Origin of the sequence: Pontibacter sp. HSC-36F09 (assembly GCF_024171605.1) — a bacterium.
Classification (GTDB): Bacteria; Bacteroidota; Bacteroidia; order Cytophagales; family Hymenobacteraceae; genus Pontibacter.
On the sequence record NZ_JALKAA010000001.1, the window covers coordinates 1,045,314 to 1,065,628 of the forward strand.

Annotated in this window: 14 protein-coding genes; 2 read left to right on the forward strand and 12 right to left on the reverse strand. The window is 49.1% G+C overall.

All coding sequences use genetic code 11. From position 1 onward, the window contains the following. Positions 1 to 40: 40 nt before the first annotated feature. The 5 genes from L1278_RS04845 to L1278_RS04865 form a co-directional block, all read right to left on the reverse strand. A complete protein-coding gene (locus L1278_RS04845) occupies positions 41 to 514 on the reverse strand; it encodes a fasciclin domain-containing protein (protein WP_253401458.1) in 474 nt (157 codons plus the stop codon). Positions 515 to 610: 96 nt separating this feature from the next. Continuing rightward, positions 611 to 1,237 (reverse strand): rhomboid family intramembrane serine protease, encoded by a 627-nt coding sequence (locus L1278_RS04850; protein WP_253401460.1) that lies wholly within the window; start codon positions 1,235 to 1,237, stop codon positions 611 to 613. 303 nt (positions 1,238 to 1,540) lie between these two features. Further along, a complete protein-coding gene (locus L1278_RS04855) occupies positions 1,541 to 2,515 on the reverse strand; it encodes a polyprenyl synthetase family protein (RefSeq protein ID WP_253401462.1) in 975 nt (324 codons plus the stop codon). 8 nt (positions 2,516 to 2,523) lie between these two features. Further along, the gene (rnr, locus tag L1278_RS04860) at positions 2,524 to 4,779 is read right to left on the reverse strand and encodes a ribonuclease R (protein ID WP_253401464.1); all 2,256 of its coding nucleotides are present in this window, start codon (positions 4,777 to 4,779) and stop codon (positions 2,524 to 2,526) included. Between the two features lie 170 nt (positions 4,780 to 4,949). After that, positions 4,950 to 6,785: an ABC transporter ATP-binding protein gene (locus L1278_RS04865; RefSeq protein WP_253401466.1), complete on the reverse strand. Its 1,836-nt coding sequence runs from the start codon at positions 6,783 to 6,785 to the stop codon at positions 4,950 to 4,952. A gap of 106 nt (positions 6,786 to 6,891) precedes the next feature. Between L1278_RS04865 and L1278_RS04870 the strand changes: the two genes are divergently transcribed. Next, entirely contained in the window at positions 6,892 to 7,554 is a 663-nt protein-coding gene (locus tag L1278_RS04870; RefSeq protein ID WP_253401468.1) for an HAD family phosphatase, read from the forward strand. A gap of 63 nt (positions 7,555 to 7,617) precedes the next feature. Here L1278_RS04870 and L1278_RS04875 read toward each other — a convergent pair whose 3' ends face one another. The 4 genes from L1278_RS04875 to L1278_RS04890 all read right to left on the reverse strand — a co-directional run bounded on the left by L1278_RS04875 (position 7,618) and on the right by L1278_RS04890 (position 15,137). After that, complete coding sequence (locus tag L1278_RS04875) at positions 7,618 to 8,388, reverse strand: hypothetical protein (RefSeq protein WP_253401470.1); 771 nt, start codon at positions 8,386 to 8,388, stop codon at positions 7,618 to 7,620. Positions 8,389 to 8,565: 177 nt separating this feature from the next. Further along, on the reverse strand, positions 8,566 to 9,186 hold the full coding sequence (locus L1278_RS04880) for a lipoprotein signal peptidase (protein WP_253401472.1): 621 nt from the start codon (positions 9,184 to 9,186) through the stop codon (positions 8,566 to 8,568). A gap of 102 nt (positions 9,187 to 9,288) precedes the next feature. Then, positions 9,289 to 12,636, reverse strand: a complete 3,348-nt coding sequence (gene ileS / locus L1278_RS04885) for an isoleucine--tRNA ligase (RefSeq protein ID WP_253401474.1) — start codon at positions 12,634 to 12,636, stop codon at positions 9,289 to 9,291. Between the two features lie 998 nt (positions 12,637 to 13,634). Continuing rightward, on the reverse strand, positions 13,635 to 15,137 hold the full coding sequence (locus tag L1278_RS04890) for a glycine--tRNA ligase (protein ID WP_253401476.1): 1,503 nt from the start codon (positions 15,135 to 15,137) through the stop codon (positions 13,635 to 13,637). 228 nt (positions 15,138 to 15,365) lie between these two features. On the opposite strand from L1278_RS04890, the gene L1278_RS04895 reads away from it, so the two are divergent. Beyond that, entirely contained in the window at positions 15,366 to 16,502 is a 1,137-nt protein-coding gene (locus L1278_RS04895; protein ID WP_253401478.1) for a hypothetical protein, read from the forward strand. A 101-nt stretch (positions 16,503 to 16,603) separates the two neighbouring features. Here the strand turns inward: L1278_RS04895 and L1278_RS04900 are convergent, their stop codons facing one another. The 3 genes from L1278_RS04900 to L1278_RS04910 form a co-directional block, all read right to left on the reverse strand. Further along, entirely contained in the window at positions 16,604 to 17,062 is a 459-nt protein-coding gene (locus tag L1278_RS04900) for a hypothetical protein (protein WP_253401480.1), read from the reverse strand. Positions 17,063 to 17,153: 91 nt separating this feature from the next. Then, positions 17,154 to 17,660: a DUF4385 domain-containing protein gene (locus L1278_RS04905; protein WP_253401482.1), complete on the reverse strand. Its 507-nt coding sequence runs from the start codon at positions 17,658 to 17,660 to the stop codon at positions 17,154 to 17,156. Further along, complete coding sequence (locus L1278_RS04910; RefSeq protein WP_253401484.1) at positions 17,632 to 19,710, reverse strand: cation:proton antiporter; 2,079 nt, start codon at positions 19,708 to 19,710, stop codon at positions 17,632 to 17,634. Before L1278_RS04910 ends, L1278_RS04905 begins: the two co-directional genes overlap by 29 nt. Positions 19,711 to 20,315 lie beyond the last annotated feature (605 nt).

The window sequence follows — 20,315 nt, forward strand, 5'->3', positions numbered from 1 at the left end:
GGTAGTGAAATCGTGGATTTGGGCCAGCTATTCTCCGTTTCTAAGGTTGCAACACCCCTCCCAATTCGTGCACTTTACCATTTCGCAAGCTAATGTCGGTGGCTTGCAATTGCACACCGTTCAGGAGTATGCTGTCTTTCTTGCGGCACACGTTGAGTGAGGCACTGCCATAGGTCTGCAAGCGATTCCCTTCTTTAAAGTCAGTGGCGGAAAGAGCGCCTTTGACCAGGTGCATCGCCATAACCGCGCGTATTTTCTCTACTGGTTGGCCTTTCAACTCTTGCAAGCTTGCATCGGGTGGCATCAGCAAGGTATAGGCCGTGCTGCCAGAAAGCGCAGGCGCCATACCTGCCGTGGTCAGAAGTTCGGCCAGCACGGGGCGTTCGTTAATGACGTACTGCATAATGGTAGTGCGCTGCAGCTCAGTATTCTGCGCTACGGCCTCTTTGTCGGCCAGAAAGAAGGCTAAAAAAAGTACTATTCCAAGGTATATATAATAAAGTTTCGATTTCATCGGTACAAATGCTGTTCTTATGCATTTATACGGAATTCATCGACTCTCAGCCTGATTTTATTTTTGGAGAATCAGGGCAGAAGAGTACAATTATACCTAGCCGAACAAACGCCAGCTGCCAATCTGCTCGATAAACAGCGGACCTGCGCTCGGTACAATCGCCAGACTGATGACCATGCCATATACCGCTCCATATAAGTGCGCATCGTGGTTGATGTTATCGCCCATGCGCTTGCCCTGAAAATAGGAGTACATCAGGTATAGGATGCCCAGGATGAAGCCAGGTATACACAGGATGGCGTACAAACAAATGTCTTGCGTAGGGTAAAACAGGATGCTCGAGAAAACCACCGAAGCCACTCCTCCCGAAGCGCCCAGGGCACGATAAGCCGGTTCATTGCGGTGCTTCAGGTATGTAGGAATATCTGACACGATAATACCGCCCAGATAAATTAGCATGTAAATGAGTATACCTGTTGTATCCCCGAAAATAGCCCCGAATGTTCTTTCCACTGCAGTGCCGAAGAAGTACAGCGTGAACATGTTGAAGAACAGGTGGGTATAGTCAGCGTGCAGGAAGCCCGAAGTCAGGAAGCGATGCCAGGAGTTGTCACGCGCTACGGAGTACGGGTGAAAAATCCAGTTCTGCATGAGTTCGTGGTTTTTCCAGGCATACAACGAAATGCCCACTGTAATGATGATCAGGATGACGGTAACGCTCATTTTTTTCTATTGGGTGATTGAGTGAGTTGGCGAATGAGTGGGTGTTTAATTTTTGAATGAGTGATTGAGTGCATGAGTGATTCATCGCATTCTCAACTACTTGATGTTTGCTGGCACTGACTTTTTATCGGATGTTGTTTAATTGATTTGGCTTTCAGGTATAAGCTAAAGTAATCTGAATGCCTCCGCTATACCTTCAGACATCTTTTTAGAGCTACAAAGGCTTCTGCTATACCTGCAAAGATAACCTCCCACACCTTCAGGTATACACCGCTATACCTGCGAACCAACAATTTAGCAATTCTAACTATCCCTTTCCATCAGCTGCAGTGCCAGCCCATGGATGGTTGCTTTGCGCTCGACAGGCACCTGCACAGCCTCTAAATGATACAGGGCTTGCTGGAAATAAAAATCGATTTGTTGTTCGGTTTGCTTTCGGATGTTGAGTTGGTCGTAAACGGCGGTAATGGCCTGTACTTTTTCTTCGGCTATACCTTCATCAGTGTTGTCGCGCCAGTCGATTATGGTTTGCAGTTGTTCTTGGTTGGCTTGCTCCAGTGCCGTCAGCATTAGAAAAGTCTTCTTATCCGAGAGAATATCGCCACCTACTTGTTTGCCGAACTTGGCCTTGTCGCCATAAACATCGAGCAGATCATCGCGCAGCTGAAAGGCTATACCTACGTTGTCTCCGAATCCCTTCAGGTGCTCGGCATCGCTATCAGGGGCACCTTGTAGAATGGCACCTAGTTCCAGACTGAAGCCCAGCAGCACGGCTGTCTTGAGCGTGATCATGTGGATGTACTCTTCGATGCTCACTTGTTCGCGGCGCTCGAAGTTCATGTCGAGTTGCTGGCCTTCGCATACCTCAGCAGCTGTTTTACTGAAGAGTTGCAGCACCTTGCCCAGTTTGTCGGGCGCTATACCCAGGAGCATTTCATAGGCGCGCACCAGCATCACGTCACCGCTTAGAATGGCGGTGTTGGCGTTCCACTTTTCGTGCACGGTTTGCTGTCCGCGGCGCAGTGGGGCCTTATCCATGATGTCGTCGTGCATGAGCGTGAAGTTGTGGAAAACCTCTACTGCCGCAGCGGGCAATAGCACGTTTTCCACATCATCATCGTACATTTTTGCAGCCAGAAGCACCAGTAAGGGCCTTATCCGCTTTCCGCCCAGCGACATAATGTAACGGATGGGCTCGTACAATTCCGCCGGCTGTTCTCCAAAACGGAGGGTATTCAGCGTTTGGTTAAGCTGGGTTGAAAGCTGCGTAATATCCACAGGTTGTATTAATGTCTTTTAAGGGTTTCTACCAGTTCCATGTCGATGGTGCGTTCGGCCATGTTGGCGCTCACAATCTCGACCAGCACTTCATCTCCAAAAGAGATAATGCGCTTCGACTGACGACCAATGATGCGGTAGTTGTTGGCGTCCAGCTCGTAATAGTCGTCGTTCAGACTCGAGAGGCGCACCATGCCTTCGCACTTGTTCTCTTCAATCTCCACAAAGATACCCCATTCTGTCACACCAGACACAATTCCTTTGTACTGATTGCCGATGGTGTCCTTCATGAACTCCACCTGCTTGTACTTAATAGAGGCACGCTCGGCATCTGCGGCGCGTTTCTCCATCTCAGAAGAATGGCGGCAGCGCTCCTCAAAAGCCTCTTTGTCCTCCGAAGTGCCACCGTCCAGATAATGCTGCAACAGGCGGTGCGCCATCATATCCGGGTAACGACGAATCGGGGACGTGAAGTGCGAGTAATGATCGAAGGCCAGACCAAAGTGGCCCTCGGGCTCGGTGCTATACTTAGCTTTGGCCATGGTTCGGATCGCCAGGTTCTGCAGCACACTTTGCTCGGGCTTGCCTTCAATTTCGTGCGTAAGGTTGTTGAGTTCTTCTGAAACATCGCCATCCGGATCTACTTTATAGCCAAACTTGCCAGCGAAGATCGAGAACGTGCTCAGCTTGTCGGGATCCGGGGAGCCGTGCGTACGGTACACCATGGTCGGGCGCTTTTTGCCTTTGCCTAAGCCGTAGACAAACTCAGCCACCTTTTTGTTTGCCAGCAGCATGAATTCCTCAATCAGCTTATGGGCGTCCTTGCGCTCCTTCACATAAACAGAAAGCGGCTTGCCATTCTCGTCGAGCTTAAATTTCACTTCAGTGGTCTCGAAACTGATAGCCCCGTTTTTGAAGCGTTTGGCCTGCAGTTTTTTGGCAATGTTATTCAGAGTATTGATTTCCTCCACAAAGTCGCCCTCACCTGTCTCAATGCGCTCCTGGGCTTCTTCATAGGAGAAGCGGCGGTCAGAGAAGATGATGGTACGGCCGTACCAGGTGTCGTAGAGTTTGCCGTTGTCGTCAATCTCAAACACTACCGAGAAGGTCAGCTTTTCTTCGTTTGGACGCAGCGAGCACAGGTTGTTGGAAAGGCGCTCCGGCAGCATCGGGATGGTTCTGTCCACCAGGTATACCGAGGTGGCTCTGTGGAAAGCTTCCTTCTCGAGCAGGCTGCGCGGGTGTACGTAATGCGTCACGTCGGCAATGTGCACACCAATTTCCCAATGCCCGTTCTCTAGCTTCTGGATCGAAAGGGCATCGTCAAAGTCCTTGGCGTCGGCTGGGTCAATGGTGAAAGTGGTCACGTCGCGCATGTCGCGTCGCTTGGCAAGTTCACCTGCTGGTATCTTATCCGAAATCTGCTCGGCTTCCTCTTCCACAGTTTCCGGAAACTCAAACGGCAGTCCGAACTCGGCCATGATGGAGTGAATCTCGGCCTCGTTCTCACCGGCCGGACCGAATACGCGAATCACTTCGCCCGTCGGGTTCTTGCCGGGTTCTTTGGGCCATTCAATGATCTTCACCAGCACCTTGTCGCCTGACTGTGCCCCATTCAGATTGCGCTCGCCCACGAACACGTCAAAGTAAAGTCGCTTGAAGTCGGGCACCACGAAGCCAAAGTTTTTGGTAAGCTCCATCAGGCCTACCAGCTCGGTGCGCGAACGCTCCAGCACCTCGACCACCATGCCTTCTGAACGGCCGCCCTGCATCGTAGGCAGCACTTTCACTTTCACCAAGTCGCCGTCCATGGCGTACTTCAGGTGCTCGCGGAACACGCGCACATCGTCTTCTGTTTCCTCGGACACAATGTAGGCATACTTGCTATTGGCCAGGTCCACGCGGCCTGTAATGATGTTGACGCGCAGGTTGAGCTGGTATTTGTCGCCGTCGATCAGCAGCAGCTTGTTTTCGCGCAGCAGTGTATTGATAATCACCATTAGTTCATCGCGTCCTTTCTTGTCGACTATACCCAGTTTGCGGGTTATCTGGCGCTGCGTGAATACGGTATCGGGGCTATTGGAGAACATTTCCAGCACGATGCCTTTAGCCGAACGGTCTTTGCCGCCTTTACGTCCTTCGCCTCTGCGGGAGCCGCTACCTGCGGATGGTTCTCTTCTGGAAGACTCGCCTCTGCGGGAGCCGCCTTTTTCGTTGCGGCTGTCTTTATCTCTGCCGCCTTTGCTTGGTCTTTTACTTCTCATGTATCTTGTTTCTAATGGCCGGTGCAGGTATGCCGCACCTCAGGCCATGCAATTATTGGTTGAAATGGTTTTGACTCTATACGCCCGCAAGGCAGACTAAGGTTAAAGCCAATTCAATTTCAGGTGAATTTATAGAGAAAAGTCTATATATGGGCTATTCGGCGGGTATATTAATACTGGCACTGCGTTATACCTGATTTCAGAGCCGCCCGCTTCTCCTGCGCCGCTACAATGGCTTCAGGATCACCGGCAGGTATAGCTTGCAGCAGCGAGCGGGTATAGGCGTGCCGGGGATTCTGGAAAAGCTGGGTAGGTATACCTTCTTCCACAATGCAGCCTTCGTGCATCACCAGAATACGGTCAGCCATGTGCCTGGCTACAGCCAGATCGTGCGTGATGAAAAGGTAGGTCATATTAAACTCCTGCTTAAGCTCGTTGAGCAGATTGAGCACCTGCGCCTGTACCGACACGTCCAGCGCCGACACCGACTCATCACATATCAACAGCTTGGGTTGCAGCGCCAGGGCCCGGGCAATGGCAATGCGCTGCCGCTGTCCGCCCGAAAAAGCCTGTGGATAACGCTGCGCATGCTCCGCCGTAAGCCCTACCCTCTCAAGGAGTTCCAGCATCTTCGCGCGGCGTTCTTGGTCGTTTTTGTAAAGCTTATGCACACGCATGGGTTCCAGAATGGCCTCGCCCACGGTTTGCATGTGGTTGAGCGAGGTATAGGGATCCTGGAAGATCATCTGGAAATGCCGGCGGGCTTTACGCAGGTTTTCAGCATCCATGCCGGCAATGTCTATACCTTCGAATAGTACGCTCCCTGCTGTTGGGTCTACCAGCCGCAGAATCGCCCGTCCCAGCGTCGTCTTTCCGCTCCCCGACTCGCCTACCAACGCTATGGTTTCGCCGTGCTTTAACGCAAAGCTCACCCCATCCACGGCTTTTACATGGCCTGTAGTGCGGGAAAAAATTCCTTTTTTGATGGGGAAGTATACCTGCAGATCCTGCACTACTAGCAGGGGGGGCTTTTGGCTGTTGTCGCGCTGTTGCTTTATAGCTGAGACTGTACCTACGTAGGCATTCACCACATCCACCAAAGAGGGTTCGTATACCTGCGGCTTTTTCTCGCGGATTATACCTTGCCTGTCTTCCGCCATAAAGTCTGCCACAACCGGCAACCTGGCCTGCGACTTAGTGCTGAGCGTAGGGCGGCAGGCCAGCAAGCCCTTGGTATAGGGGTGTTGCGGATTGGTAAAAATATCGAGCACGTTCCCTTGTTCCACCACACGGCCTTTGTACATCACCAGCACCCGGTCGGCAATCTCAGCCACTACCCCCAGGTCATGACTGATAAACAACACCGCCATGTTTTGTTTTACCCGCAGTTCGTCAATCAGTGAGAGCATGCGGGCCTGCACTGTTACATCCAAAGCGGTAGTCGGTTCGTCGGCAAGCAGGATAGCTGGCTCGCAGGCCATAGCCATGGCGATCATGACGCGTTGCTTCTGTCCGCCGGAAATTTGGTGTGGATAACTATTATAAATTTGCTCCGCCCTGGGTAGCTTGGCTTGCTCAAAAAGTTGCAAAACACGAGCTTTAGCCTCTTTCTTTGAAATTTTTTGATGCCATAAGAGTACCTCTGCCACCTGTTGTCCACAGGTATAGACCGGGTTGAGCGACGACATCGGGTCCTGAAAGATCATGCCCATCTCGTTCCCCCGAATCTGTTGTTGTTGTTTTTCCTTTAGTTGCAGGAGATCTACTGCTCCCAGCCGCTCCGACTGAAACACGGCCTTCCCGCTGACCTTTGCGTTGGCATCGAGCAACTGCATCAGCGAGAGTGCCGTCACTGTCTTCCCCGACCCCGACTCACCTACAATGGCCACTGCTTCGCCGGGATGTACCTCAAAAGAAACCTTGTCCACCGCGCGGACTATACCCTGGCGTGTGGCGAAAGTGGTTTCGAGATCCGTGACCTGCAGTATGGGCGTAGGTATAGACAAGGGCGCTGGGCTTGGTGCTTCTGGTAAAAATAAGGTTTTTTGAATGATTGAGAAGCCTTTCTTGTTTTGGTTTTTCGCACTACATTTAAGTTTGACTAAAAAAGCAATGCAGAACAATTCAGAATATAATCAATCTACCAATTCAACTTCATTTGAAACCAGCAAGAAAAGTACGATTATCTGGGACCTCGGCGCTGTGCTGATTGACTGGAATCCGCATCACCTTTATCGCAAAATATTCGATGACGAGGCTGAGATGCTGAATTTCCTGAAGAACGTCTGCACTTTTGAGTGGAACGAAGAACAGGATGGCGGGCGCACCATTCAGGAAGCAAACGACTACCTGATCGCCAGACACCCTGAGCATGAAGATAACATTAGAGCCTACTATGGCCGATGGGAAGAAATGCTGGGCGGACCTATTCATGACTCAGTAGAGATTTTGCGTGAGATGAGATCACGGGGAGAGCACAACCTATACGCCCTCACCAACTGGTCAGCAGAACTATTTCCGATTGCGTTGGAGCGCTACGACTTCCTGGGCTGGTTCGATGGCATTGTGGTGTCTGGTACTGAAAAAGACCGCAAGCCTAACCACAGTTTTTACCATACCTTGCTGAACAGGTATAGCTTGCAACCCAGCGAAGTACTTTTCATTGATGATAACCTCCGCAATATCAAGGCTGCAGAGCAATTAGGCATCGAGTCGATCCATTTCACCTCACCGGAGGAATTGAGAGCACGGCTGGAGAAAATGGGGGTTCTGTAATCGGAATAGAGTTTTGTGCGGAAAGTATAGTGAGCTGCTGTTCGGATAAGTTAAAGTCTATCTTTAATTCACGCTTAGCACTATTTCCTTGCCTTTGGAACTGTACGCCTGTATAATCCCGAATCCTTCCTTCACATAAATTCCTTGTATATAATCCAAAGCAGGATAGCGGTCATGAATATACTGTTCCTCCGGTCTGTAGTAGTTGGGTTGGTTAAGGTATAGATGGTATACGTTTTGGTGCTGCACCCCACCAAGCGTCACGGTTGATAAGAATTCCTGGGTATAGGTGTGGTTGTCAATTGTATTGGTAGTCGCATCCCCAAACAGGAAGGTTCGGCTTGTGATAAAGTTGCTGCTGCTGGAAGTGCCAGTCTGTATCGGTTCCGGAAATTTGTTGTTGTAGCCGACTGCAAACTCGATGACATCCCCTACCGCAGCTTTGTCAGTGATGTTGTTAAACCGGTCCGTGCTCGCGTTTTTCCGATAGGTGACGCTGATACTGACTAGGCTCCCGCCCTCTACCTGGCTTGCGTATACCTTCTGATCTGCTGTGAAAAACTCTTTGCAGGAATTTGGGTCAAACTTGCCGCTGTAATTTGTCCTTCTGACCGGTATCTCGACACTGGTAACACCCGCTGCGTTTATGTATTTCATTTTCCGGTTAACGCCTTCTTCCGCCATATAATAGCTTTTCCCTTGTGTTGGCTGAGCAGGCATAAAGGACACCAGTTCGTTGGTAAATTCGAGCTTGCCCAGGTTCACGTCTTCGCAACCGCAGGCAGACAAACCTACTGATAGGACAACAGCAGCTAAAAGCTTATTCAATTTCATCGGGTTTGGATTGTAAGGTATAGGAACCAGAAAACGGCGTGAAATATAAGCGGAATTTTTCTAACTATACTCTGTGGCTTGCAGAAAAATTGACTGAACTTCAACTTGAGTGTAGCGCATAAGAAAGCGGCTATTCCACATGGAACAGCCGCTTTCTTTTTTGCTTATACCTATACCTTACAAACCCTGTTGCCCGGCAGCCGGCTCTTTAACGGGCTCGTCGTAATGCGCGAAGAAACGCTTCTGGTTGAAGAGGATGATCAGCACGCCAATGAAGATAGCCGAGTCTGCCACGTTGAAGATGGGCCACAGCGACATCGGTTTGCCACCCAGCAAAGGAATCCAGTGAGGAACAATACCTTCCCAAATATCAATATAGAACATATCGATTACCTGTCCATGAAACCATGGTGTGGAAGAGCCATAGGGGTGGTTGTCGAATAACACGCCGTAGAACGTACTGTCGATCAGGTTGCCGATGGCGCCGCCCAGAATCAGGCCAATGCACCAGATCAGTCCTTTGGGAGCTTTCGTTTTGACCAGATAGTAAATATAATAGGCTATACCAAACACCGCAACCAACCGGAACAGCGACAGCATCAGTTTGCCGTAGTCGGAGCCGAGTTCCACACCGAAGGCCATACCTGGATTCAGGGTATAATGCAGCTTCAGCCAGTCGCCCAGGAGCACGATTTCGCCCGGCATGCCCATTTCCATGTTGTAATGCACGATAAGCTTCACAGCCTGGTCGATAATGATGACGATAAGGGCCACCAGGTAGTACTTCCAATATTTCATGTTTCGTCTATTAGGCTGCAGGGACTTTAATCAGCCGCCGCAGGATAAAGGTATAAGGTATAGCCCCGGTCGGTTTGCAGCCAGGGCTTCTTGTTCTTTAAGCTAAACCGCTTCTGTACGGATGCGGATATTCACCTGATAATCATCCACTTCAAGGAGTGTACCATCTACCACATTGTCAGTCAGTTCAAGGCTCAGCGCCTGTGTTTCGGCCTGTATGTAGTCGCGGAAGTTTTCCACAGCGGCATTTACCTCTTCTACCGATGCCTGCAGCACGATATGGATCTTATCCTGCACCTCCAGGTTGCTGTCCTTGCGCAGATTCTGGATACGGTTCACCAGTTCTCGGGCTATACCTTCCTGCTTCAACTCTTCGGTAATGGTCACATCCAACGCTACGGTCAGTTTACCTTCGCTAGCTACCAACCAGCCCGGGATGTCCTCCGAAGAGATTTCCACGTCCTCCGGCGTCAGCACGGCTGTTTCCTCATCGTTTATCTGTAACTCTATACCTCCTTCACGCTCCAGGTGTGCGATGTCATCCTGGTTCATTTGTTGCACAGCGGCGGCCACCAGCTTCATTTTCGGACCAAAAACCTGACCCAGCTTCTTGAAGTTCGGCTTGATCTTCTTCACCAATATACCTGACGTATCGTCGATGTACTCCACATGCTTGATGTTCACCTCGCTCATGATCAGGTCTTCTACAGCCTGAATTTGCTGACGGGTCTTGTCATTCAGCACAGGTATAAGGATACGCTGCAGCGGCTGACGCACCTTGATGAAGTGCTTCTTGCGCAGCGAGTGCACCAGCGACGAGATGGTCTGGGCCAACGCCATGCGCTCTTCCAGGTCCTTGTCGATGGCAGCGTGCTCTACTTCCGGATAGTAAGCCAAATGCACTGATTCTTCCTTGTGCTTGCCGCTCACGTTGTTCAGGTCGCGATAGAGTTGCTCGGCGTAGAACGGCGCGATTGGCGAAGCCAGCTTGGCGATCGTCTCCAGACAAGTATAGAGCGTCTGGTAAGCGGCCATCTTGTCTTCATTGTATTCGCCTTTCCAGAAACGCTTGCGGTTCAGACGCACGTACCAGTTGCTCAGGTCGTCCACCACAAAATCCTGTATGGAGCGGGCGGCACGGGTTGGGTCGTAATCTTCCAAGAAGGTATCAACGTCCTTGACCAGCGTGTTCAGCTTCGAGATAATCCAGCGGTCACTTTCTGTTCTGCGCTCTAGTGGCACTTCGTCCTCGGCAAACGTAAAGTTATCCAGGTTGGCGTATAGCGCGAAGAAAGAGTAGGTGTTCTGCAGTGTTCCGAAGAAACGGCGCTGGGTCTCCACCACACCCTCCGGGTTGAACTTCAGGTTATCCCAAGGTGGCGCATTGGCAATCATGTACCAGCGCACGGCATCCGGGCCATACTTGCCGATCATCTCGAACGGGTCGATGGCGTTGCCAAGGCGCTTGCTCATCTTGTTGCCGTTCTTATCCAGCACCAGGCCGTTGGCGATGACGTTCTTGTAAGCCACGCTGTCTTCCAGCATTACGGCCAACGCGTGCAGCGTAAAGAACCAACCACGCGTCTGGTCAACACCCTCGGCAATGTAGTCGGCCGGGAAGTTCTGTTCGAATATTTCCTTGTTTTCGATCGGGTAGTGCCACTGTGCATAAGGCATGGCACCAGAGTCGAACCAAACGTCAATCAGGTCTGTCTCTCTGTACATTGGCCTTCCGGATGGGCTCACCAGTACAATGTTGTCCACATACGGGCGGTGCAGGTCATTGATCTCAGCGGAAGCCTCCATGTACCCTTTCTCTACCGCACGATCCATCTCTTCGCTCAGTTGCTGGATAGAGCCAATGCATATTTCCTCCTCCCCATCTTCTGTTCTCCAGATTGGCAGCGGTGTACCCCAATAGCGCGAGCGCGACAGGTTCCAGTCCACCAGGTTCTCGAGCCAGTTACCAAAACGGCCCGTGCCCGTAGACTCCGGTTTCCAGTTGATGGTCTTGTTCAGCTCGATCAGACGGTCCTTTACCGCGGTGGTTTTGATGAACCAGCTATCCAGCGGATAGTAGAGCACCGGCTTATCGGTTCTCCAGCAATGCGGGTAAGTGTGCTCGTATTTCTCTACTTTAAAGGCTTTTCCCTCTTCTTTGAGTTTGATCGCAATCAGAACGTCCGTCGGCTTATAGTCAGCGGCTGACTCGTCCTGGCCGTCGTAGTTTTTCACGTACATGCCGGCAAAGTCAGTGATCTCCTGTACGAAACGACCTTGTTTGTCCACGATAGGTGCAGGCTTTCCATTCTCATCCATTACCAGCAGCGCCGGGATATCATTCTGGGCTGCTACCCGGAAGTCGTCCGCACCGAAGGTTGGAGAGATATGTACGATACCAGTACCGTCTTCTGTCGTCACAAAGTCGCCTACCACCACGCGGAAGGCAGGCTTATCCGGCTGCACGTACGGCATCAGTTGGTGATACTCCACACCGGCCAGGTCCGCGCCTGTAAATTCCTCTACAACTTTGAACGGAATCAGTTTGTCACCTGAGCTGTAGTCGGTCAGAGCCAGCTCAGCAGCTTTCGGGTTGAAATAGCGGCTCACCAGGTCTTTGGCCAGTATCACCGAGATCGGCTCGTAGGTATAGGGGTTGTAGGTTTTCACCTTCACATACCTGATGTTCTTGCCCACAGCAAGTGCCGTATTGGCAGGAAGCGTCCAGGGCGTTGTCGTCCAGGCCAGGAAAGAGACTTTTTCTTCCTCGTACTCGAACAGGAACATGTTCCGGGTGATTTTCTTCACCTCGAACTGCGCCACAATGGTCGTGTCCTTTACCATCTTATAGCAACCTGGTTGGTTGAGCTCGTGCGAACTCAGACCCGTGCCCGCACCTGGCGAGTAAGGCTGGATTGTATAGCCTTTGTAAAGCAGGCCTTTATCGTAGAGGCGCTTCAACAAGGCCCATACCGACTCAATGTACTCGTTCTCGAACGTGATATACGGGTTGTCCAGGTCTACCCAGTAGCCCATCTGCTCTGTCAGGTCGTCCCACTGGCCTTTGAAACGCATCACGGTTTCGCGGCAGCGCTGGTTGTATTCCTCTACGGTGATCTTTTTGCCGATATCCTCTTTCGTGATACCCAGTTCTTTCTCTACCTGCAACTCTACAGGCAGACCGTGCGTATCCCAGCCGCCTTTGCGGTTTACCTGGAATCCTTTGAGGGTCTTGTAGCGGCAGAAAATGTCTTTCACGGCACGGGCCATTACGTGGTGAATGCCCGGAGTACCGTTCGCTGAAGGAGGTCCTTCATAAAACACGAAAGGCTTGTGCCCTTCTCTTGTCGAAACTGACTTTTGGAAGATGTTATGCTCTTTCCAGAAGGCCAGCACCTCCTCGCCTACTTGCGCGTAGTTGAGGTTTTTGTATTCGTTATATTTTGCCATGTTCAGCACTTAATCTTCAGATAATTCTTCGTCAAAATTCAAATCAGCTGGTTCAGGTATAGCCTAAATGCCCGTGTTGCTATTTGGCAAGTTAGTTAGGTTTGGGCACAATGCAATTCAGACTGCCTTACCACCTGTCTGGAGGCCCATTTAGTCGCCTACTCCTCTTCAGAGCATCTTTCTCAGATAAGGGGGCTAAGTAATCAAGTTGTTCCTCTTTGGGGTTCCGGACTGTTTACTAAAATCAATTGTTTTCCCTCTTTTTGGCTCCGATAGAGTGCCTTTTTACCCCGGATATTCCAGCTGTAATACAAAGGTAAGTATTTTTAATTTTTTGCTGCTTTCCACTTGAAAGCTTGCAGGACTTTTCTATCATCTTTTGCTATACCTATACCTAGTAAATCAGAGCTCTATTTCGCTCTTTAACCAGATAAAGGCTGTGGAATAATGACTCGTAAAATGCGTTTGTGTGACCCAAAGGCACTTTATGAAACAGTTATACACGATTGGCCCTGTAATATTCTATTGCTAAAAGCTTCTTTGGTCTGTCCGGAGACCAGTTGAAAAGGTATCTGAAAAATGTAGCAGTATCTTAGGCTTCCTTATACCTGCCTGTCTGTATGTCTGATGTGTAGGTGCACAGCTATACCTTCAATAATCACCTCAAGTTGCTTTAAGGTGAGTGCTACAGGTATAACTGTGGATTACAAGGTATTTAAATAATCATAAAAACCTGTATATGAAGCTAATACACCCTTGTCATGCTCTCAAATATGAGTAATTTTACACATAAAACGAAGCATAGCTTAACATAACAAAAGCACTTTACTTTGTTTCAGGACATTTTCAGCGTTCTTTTAAGGTATACCTATACCTATTGGACGCCTTAAATAGCTTCGCCTATAGCTAATATTAGTACTTGAACGATTGACTACAAAACAAAAACAGCCTACGACTTGATGCCGCAGGCTGCTTTCTATTCATGCTATACCTATACTTTAGGCCAGCTTCTCAAATATGCTCTTGAAGTTAACGGCTTTGTCGATGTAGCTGTGCAGTTCGCTGATAGGCATGCGCACCTGCTCACGGGAGTCGCGGTCGCGTACGGTTACCGTGTTGTCTTCGAGCGTCTGGTGGTCCACGGCGATACAGAACGGCGTACCAATCAGGTCCTGACGGGTATAACGCTTGCCGATGGAGTCACGCTCTTCATAGATCGTGTTGAAGTCGTAGCGCAGTGCGTTGAAGATCTCAGTCGCTTTCTCTGGCAGACCGTCTTTTTTCGTGAGTGGCAGGATGGCGGCCTTCACCGGTGACAGAGCCGGGTGGAATTTCAGGAAGGTACGTGTCTTGGTTTGGTCACCTTCAGTGATTTCTTCTTCGGTATAGGCGCTGCAGAATGTCATCAGGAACAGGCGATCGGCTCCAACGGATGTCTCCACCACATAAGGAATGTAGTTGCCATACGGCTTGCCGTCTTCGTTCAGATCGTTGTCGAAGTACTGCAGTTTCTTGCGACTCAGCTCCTGGTGCTGCGTCAGGTCAAAGTCGGTACGGGAGTGTATACCTTCCACTTCTTTGAAACCGAACGGGAATTTAAATTCGATGTCCACGGCGGCGTTGGCGTAGTGGGCCAGCTTCTCGTGGTCGTGGTAGCGCAGGCTGTCGGCAGGTATACCGATGGCCTCGTGCCATTTCTTACGGTTCTCTTTCCAGGTGTTGTACCACTCCATCTCGGTGCCAGGGCGCACGAAAAACTGCATTTCCATCTGCTCAAACTCGCGCATGCGGAAGATGAACTGACGGGCCACAATCTCGTTACGGAAAGCCTTACCGATTTGCGCGATACCAAATGGCACCTTCATGCGGCCGGTCTTCTGCACGTTTAGGAAGTTCACGAATATACCTTGTGCCGTTTCGGGGCGCAGGTAAATGGTACTGGAGTCCTCGGCCACGGAACCAACCTGCGTCGAGAACATCAGGTTAAACTGACGCACCTCGGTCCAGTTGGTAGTACCGGAGATCGGGCATTTGATATTTTCACGGATGATCAGCTCACGTACCGCGTCCAGTTCCTCGGCGCCTAACAGCTTACCCATTTCCACCAAAAGCTCGCTGGCTTTGTCGTAATGTCCATCGGCTTCGTATTGGGCGGCCTTCTCTTCAATCAGCACGTCGGCACGGTAGCGCTTCTTGGAATCCTTGTTGTCAATCATCGGGTCGTTGAAGCTGTCGATGTGACCGGAGGCTTTCCAGGTGAGCGGGTGCATGAAAATGGAGGCGTCTATACCTACAACGTTCTGATGCAGCTGCGTCATGGACTTCCACCACAGGTTCTTGAGGTTGTTCTTCAGCTCTACGCCCATCTGGCCGTAGTCGTACACGGCTTGCAGGCCATCATATATCTCACTTGACGGGAATACGAAGCCATACTCCTTTGCGTGCGAGATGATATCTTTTAACTGTGCGTTTTCTACAGGGGTTTTCTCTTGTGTCGCCATGCTGCAAAGATAGAAGATTAAGGTATGATTATGCCAAACGCTGTTTATAGATTTTTGGGTACAGCAACAGCTCTATATTTTAATTTTAACAGGTCTTGATATAATTATCAAGGCTATATCCGGTATTAAACCTTCGCTGTTAACAATTTCTTAACATTGGCAGCACTACCTCTCGCCTATTATGTGATAACTTGCGTCGTTTTTGAAAATCTCACCCAACCCTTAAAAATGGCTAAGAAAAAGAAGGGACCGAAGCAAGTTCTTCCGGCTCAACCACACAAGTTTACAAAGCGGTTTGGCCTGCTGGACGTTGTCGTACAGAAGGAAAAGAAGTTCCTTTACTTTATCGCATTCTCCCTGATTATGGCGGGTGCTGTTTATCCTTATCCTTCCATTGCCATGTGGGTTGGCTTTGCATTTGCGGGCTACTCGGCCATCGCCAACGACAGTATCCAGACCATCGGCACGTTCATCGGCTCCAACGAGGACAAGAAATGGTACTGGCAGTGGCTTTTTATGGGGCTTATTTTCGTGGGTACGGTTACCTATAGCTGGGTGGCATTTGACGGCGATGTGTCGTACCAGCGCCTGGCTACACCCGGCCTGGAAGTGGCTCCTACCAGCTTCGTATACCTGCAGCTGGCATCCCCCATTATCCTTTTGCTCTTAACCAGGTTCCGTATACCTGTCTCCACCACGTTTATGCTACTCAGCGTGTTCACGGCTACTTCGGGCACCATTCTGAGTATGCTCAACAAAAGCATAGCGGGTTATATTGTTGCCTTCATTTCGGCCCTGATTATCTACCTGACGCTCACAAAAATTATCAAACGCTTTATTAAAGGCGAGGCGCATGCTTTCTGGGTTTTCGCACAGTGGATTATCAGTGGCTTTTTGTGGTACATCTGGTTGGCACAAGACTTGGCCAATATTGCCGTATACCTGCCACGCCAGCTGAATGTGTACGAATTCCTGGCCTTCACGCTGTTCATCTTCCTGGGCCTTGGTTTCCTGTTTTTTAAGAAAGGGGACAAGATCCAGAACATCATCAACGAGAAATCAGAAGTACGCGATGTGCGAAGTGCCACCATCATCGACTTAGTGTATGCCCTGATACTTTATGTTTTCAAAGAAGTGAACAACGTTCCGATGAGTACGACCTGGGTGTTCATTGGTTTGCTGGCTGGTCGTGAGTTAGGTATGCGCCTGCGAGCGCAAGATAGCAGTGTGAAGATTGCCAAAACATTGAACTTAATAGGCAAAGACATTCTATCGGTAACCATTGGCCTTATTATTTCTTTGATATTGGCTATCGCTATTAACCCGGCTATTCAGGAAGAAATCTATAACTTCTTCTTCAACTAAGCGAAGGTATATACGCTGTACTCCCTGAGATAAGGATAAAACTAAAAGCCCCGGTAACTACATCGTTATCGGGGCTTTCTCTTTTTATTTATACCTATTTCTCATTTCTCTGGCCAAACAACCTCCAGGTTGTCGTTAATGAACACGCCGAAGTTCACGGCAATCAGCTGGTCCTCGTCGAAGTACAGGTCAATCATTTCCTTTTCGTAAGAAATGCGCGTCTCGCCTGTTTCCATTTCTTCCTCTTCCAGATCCTCATACCCGTGGTCAGCAAACAGCCTTTTCAGCTGTTCCTGGCTCATCTCGAAAATGCGCTCTTCCCACAGCTTCACGTCGCGGTTAGCCGTTTCGATGCAGCTCAGTTTGTAGTCGTCTTCCTTGTCGAAGTACAGCGAGTAGCCTTCTTCCCAGTAGTTCCAGGCCTGGTGCTCAAACTCATCTTCTTCGTCGGACTCTTCTATCTCTTCAGGTTCGCCCAGTAGCGTTTCTACTTCTTCCATTGTAAGGCCAAACTTGATCTTACCAAGCCCTTTGCCTAACCTGATTTCTTTGTTAACCATGTTGCTCTCTAGTTTTATCTTGTATGCAAAGATATGTGATTTACTAATTTCGGAATTAAAAGGTTAAATGATTTCATCTCCTTCAATTTTTTTACGCCTCGTATGTCGCCCTGAAGTCTGCCATCATCTTTTTATACGTTTCATTTTCTTTGGCTTCCTCCCACTTGGCCTTGAAAATACGAGCCGACTCAGCCTTTACCGGGTCCGGATCAAGCGGCAATTGGTCTCTCCCGTGCGCTCCGCTCTGCCCTTTCTTTTCATCCGGAACGGGTCCTTTGTACTTCTGTCCCGTGCGGTGGTTGGCGTAGCGGCGCGAGCGGGTGTAGCCCATCTGTAAAAACTTGCGGGCCATGTCGGCGCCTACAAAGTCATTCTGACGGAGGTAATCCAGAAACAGGCCGTAGATATGCTCCGATGACTCCAGTGCTATCTCGGGCGTCTTAAAGCGCCAATGCGGCAGTATCTCCGACTTATAGGGTTCTACCAGCAGAACGCCCTGCTCTCCTTTTCCTATACGGTATAGCTCCGGATTTTTTCTGAAATCCGTTTTCCTGAAATCCAGTTCATAGTTAAAAGCCCTCGATCTCTCTTGTTTCATTGGTATAGCCAGTTGTCTTAAACTGATTGTCCTGGTATAGGCTCGGGTGTTGCTCCGGATATATGATGATGAAGCTATTGTCTTTGTAGTTTCGCGAAAGCACGCGTGGTACATTGTCGAGTATGCCATTATAGGATAACGTGCCTCTGCGAGCCGATATCACTACCACCATATCGTCTTTGCTTATACCTGTCTGGTTGCTCTCGAACTCGGACATCGAAGGCCTAGGCACGTAGGTAGCATCTACGGCAGGCTTACTGCTCTGCACAGTGGCTTTTATTTTATTGTTGGTTCTTCTACCCGCCATAAAAACCACCTTAGCTCCAAGCTGCGTCGAAAGCAACCGGACAGCTCGCATCCAGCGCAGAAAGCCTCTTTCAAGTTCAGCATTTACTGGTACAATCACCACCAGACGACTGGTTGTATTTAGTGGTTGCATGATCTTACACACGAGTATCATCTGCTCAGTGTTTTCGAGCAGGTTGTCGAGTATCGTGCCAAATATACGGTCACTTGTAGTGATCTTGGCATTCCAGCCAAGCACCACTTCCGTGATCATCAATTCTTTGATGGCTCGGAGTATACCGCTTGCCACGTTGATGTCTATTTTAGATACAAGCTGTACATCGTTGTCCGTTGCCGAGGCGTGTTTAACTGCCTCCTGCAGCATTTTGTTCTTCTTATAGATTTCTTCGGCTGCTTGTTCATTGTCTATCACCACAGCCAGCGGATAAATTGGCTCATGGTACTGCGGATTTTTTAGCATGATCGCCAGGTCCACCAGATTCTCGAGTGTTTTCGGATTGCCTATTGGCACCATAATTCGATCTGGCTTTTCGCTCAGATCCGGCTGCTTCCGGCTTTCGATAATTGCCAGTATGCGTGCTGCTTTTTCTGTAATGAAAGAACTACTCAGTGAAGTGGCCAAGATCAGCACTACAGTCAAGTTAAGAGCCGTCTCCCCTATTATTTGCAGCTCATACCCGACCAATATCACTGCAAGCGTGGCTGCGGCTCTTGCTGTACTGAGACCAAACATCAGATTTCGCTGTGTGACAGTATAGCCGTAAAGCTTTTGTGTGATGAAGGCAGGCACCCATTTAGTAACTAGTGCCAGGACAATGATCACGACGGCCATGATAATGATTTCCACTCCCTCGAACAGCACGGTCACATCGACCAACATACCTACACTTATGAGGAAAAAGGGAACGAAGATATTGTTGCCCACAAACTCTAACCTGTTCATTAAAGCTGATGCGTGTGGAATGAGCTGGTTTAGTGCTAATCCTGCCAGGAAGGCGCCTAAGATAGCCTCCACTCCAGCCAATTCTGCCAGGAACGCTGCTGCAAACACCAGCGTGAGCACAAAAATGAATTGTGCTCCTTGTTCACTTTCTATTTGCTTAAAAAACCACTTGGCGATAATTGGAAACACAAAAACCACTATGGCTACGAATATAGACAGCGATACCATCAGCTTTATCCAGTATCCTACCCCAATGTTGCCTTGTGCCACTCCTGCTACTACCGCCAGTACCAGGAGCACTGCCGTATCCGTGATGATGGTTCCCCCAATCGTTACGGTTACTGCCTCGTTTTTTGTTAGTCCAAGTTTACTTACTATCGGATAAGCCAGCAGCGTATGGGAAGCAAACATACAGGAAAGTAACACTGCTGAATTTATCTGGTATTCATATCCATAAAAGAAAAGGATTGTACCGGATATTATCGGGATAAAGAAAGTGAGGGCCCCATATACTATGCTTCTTACTTTCGTTTTTTTGAACCCTATCATGTCCATTTCCAGCCCCGCCAAGAACATAATGTAGAGTATCCCTACGGTACCAAACAGAACGATGCTGGAGTCGCGCAGCAGCAGGTTAAATCCGTTCGGCCCTACTATTACGCCAGCTAGTATAAGCCCCACTATGCCCGGTATTTTCAGTTTGTTGAGTATAATGGGGGCAATGAGGATGATCAACAGCACCAGCGTGAATATCAGCACTGGGTCTTCGAAAGGAGGTGTTAGTTTTAGTAGAAATGTCATACTTTAATTTTAGCGTTCTCTTTTTCTCCGTATAAATATAGCGCTTTTATTTTTTTGCTTTTTTTTGCACCTCTCCGTACTGACCTTTTAAGCAGCTTATTTTCCCTCTTTTTGAGCCGACTTATCCAGCTTTCCACATCTTACCTCTTTCTAATAATTTTAATTAGATAATTCTTTAAATAAATCTTCTTTCATTATTAAGACTGTTTACAAGTTGATAAGTGTGGAACATCCCGACTTGTCCTCATTTCTTTTTTCTATACCTTGTCTGTGCACTCAGCTTCCCACACATTATCTTTTTGTTAATTTTTAGCTTTCAATTACTTACCCTGTTTATCCACTTTTACCCATTTTGTGTGCATTACCTTTTTCACATGCTTGTGTCACCGTGGAAAAGCCTTTTTAAGGTATACCTTTGTCAACCGGTTTCCACTTTTTATGTGTTCCACAGCCCTATAGGTATACCTGTGGAACATAGGCTTGTTGAATTATCAGATTTACTCCACACTTGTCCACAGGTATACCCACCTTTTTTGTGGATTACTAAACACTTTTTTTGATTCCTGAAAAGAGCTGATTTTTCTTCTGGCCTGGCACTAGGTTTT

Bases quoted from the DNA above. Each gene is read 5' to 3' on its own strand.
- L1278_RS04845 (WP_253401458.1), bottom strand. From the start codon at position 514: ATGAAATCGAAACTTTATTATATATACCTTGGAATAGTACTTTTTTTA.
- L1278_RS04895 (WP_253401478.1), top strand. From the start codon at position 15,366: ATGGCTAAGAAAAAGAAGGGACCGAAGCAAGTTCTTCCGGCTCAACCA.
- L1278_RS04900 (WP_253401480.1), bottom strand. From the start codon at position 17,062: ATGGTTAACAAAGAAATCAGGTTAGGCAAAGGGCTTGGTAAGATCAAG.
- L1278_RS04905 (WP_253401482.1), bottom strand. From the start codon at position 17,660: ATGAAACAAGAGAGATCGAGGGCTTTTAACTATGAACTGGATTTCAGG.
- L1278_RS04875 (WP_253401470.1), bottom strand. From the start codon at position 8,388: ATGAAATTGAATAAGCTTTTAGCTGCTGTTGTCCTATCAGTAGGTTTG.
- ileS (WP_253401474.1), bottom strand. From the start codon at position 12,636: ATGGCAAAATATAACGAATACAAAAACCTCAACTACGCGCAAGTAGGC.
- L1278_RS04890 (WP_253401476.1), bottom strand. From the start codon at position 15,137: ATGGCGACACAAGAGAAAACCCCTGTAGAAAACGCACAGTTAAAAGAT.
- L1278_RS04910 (WP_253401484.1), bottom strand. From the start codon at position 19,710: ATGACATTTCTACTAAAACTAACACCTCCTTTCGAAGACCCAGTGCTG.
- L1278_RS04870 (WP_253401468.1), top strand. From the start codon at position 6,892: ATGCAGAACAATTCAGAATATAATCAATCTACCAATTCAACTTCATTT.
- L1278_RS04880 (WP_253401472.1), bottom strand. From the start codon at position 9,186: ATGAAATATTGGAAGTACTACCTGGTGGCCCTTATCGTCATCATTATC.
- L1278_RS04850 (WP_253401460.1), bottom strand. From the start codon at position 1,237: ATGAGCGTTACCGTCATCCTGATCATCATTACAGTGGGCATTTCGTTG.
- rnr (WP_253401464.1), bottom strand. From the start codon at position 4,779: ATGAGAAGTAAAAGACCAAGCAAAGGCGGCAGAGATAAAGACAGCCGC.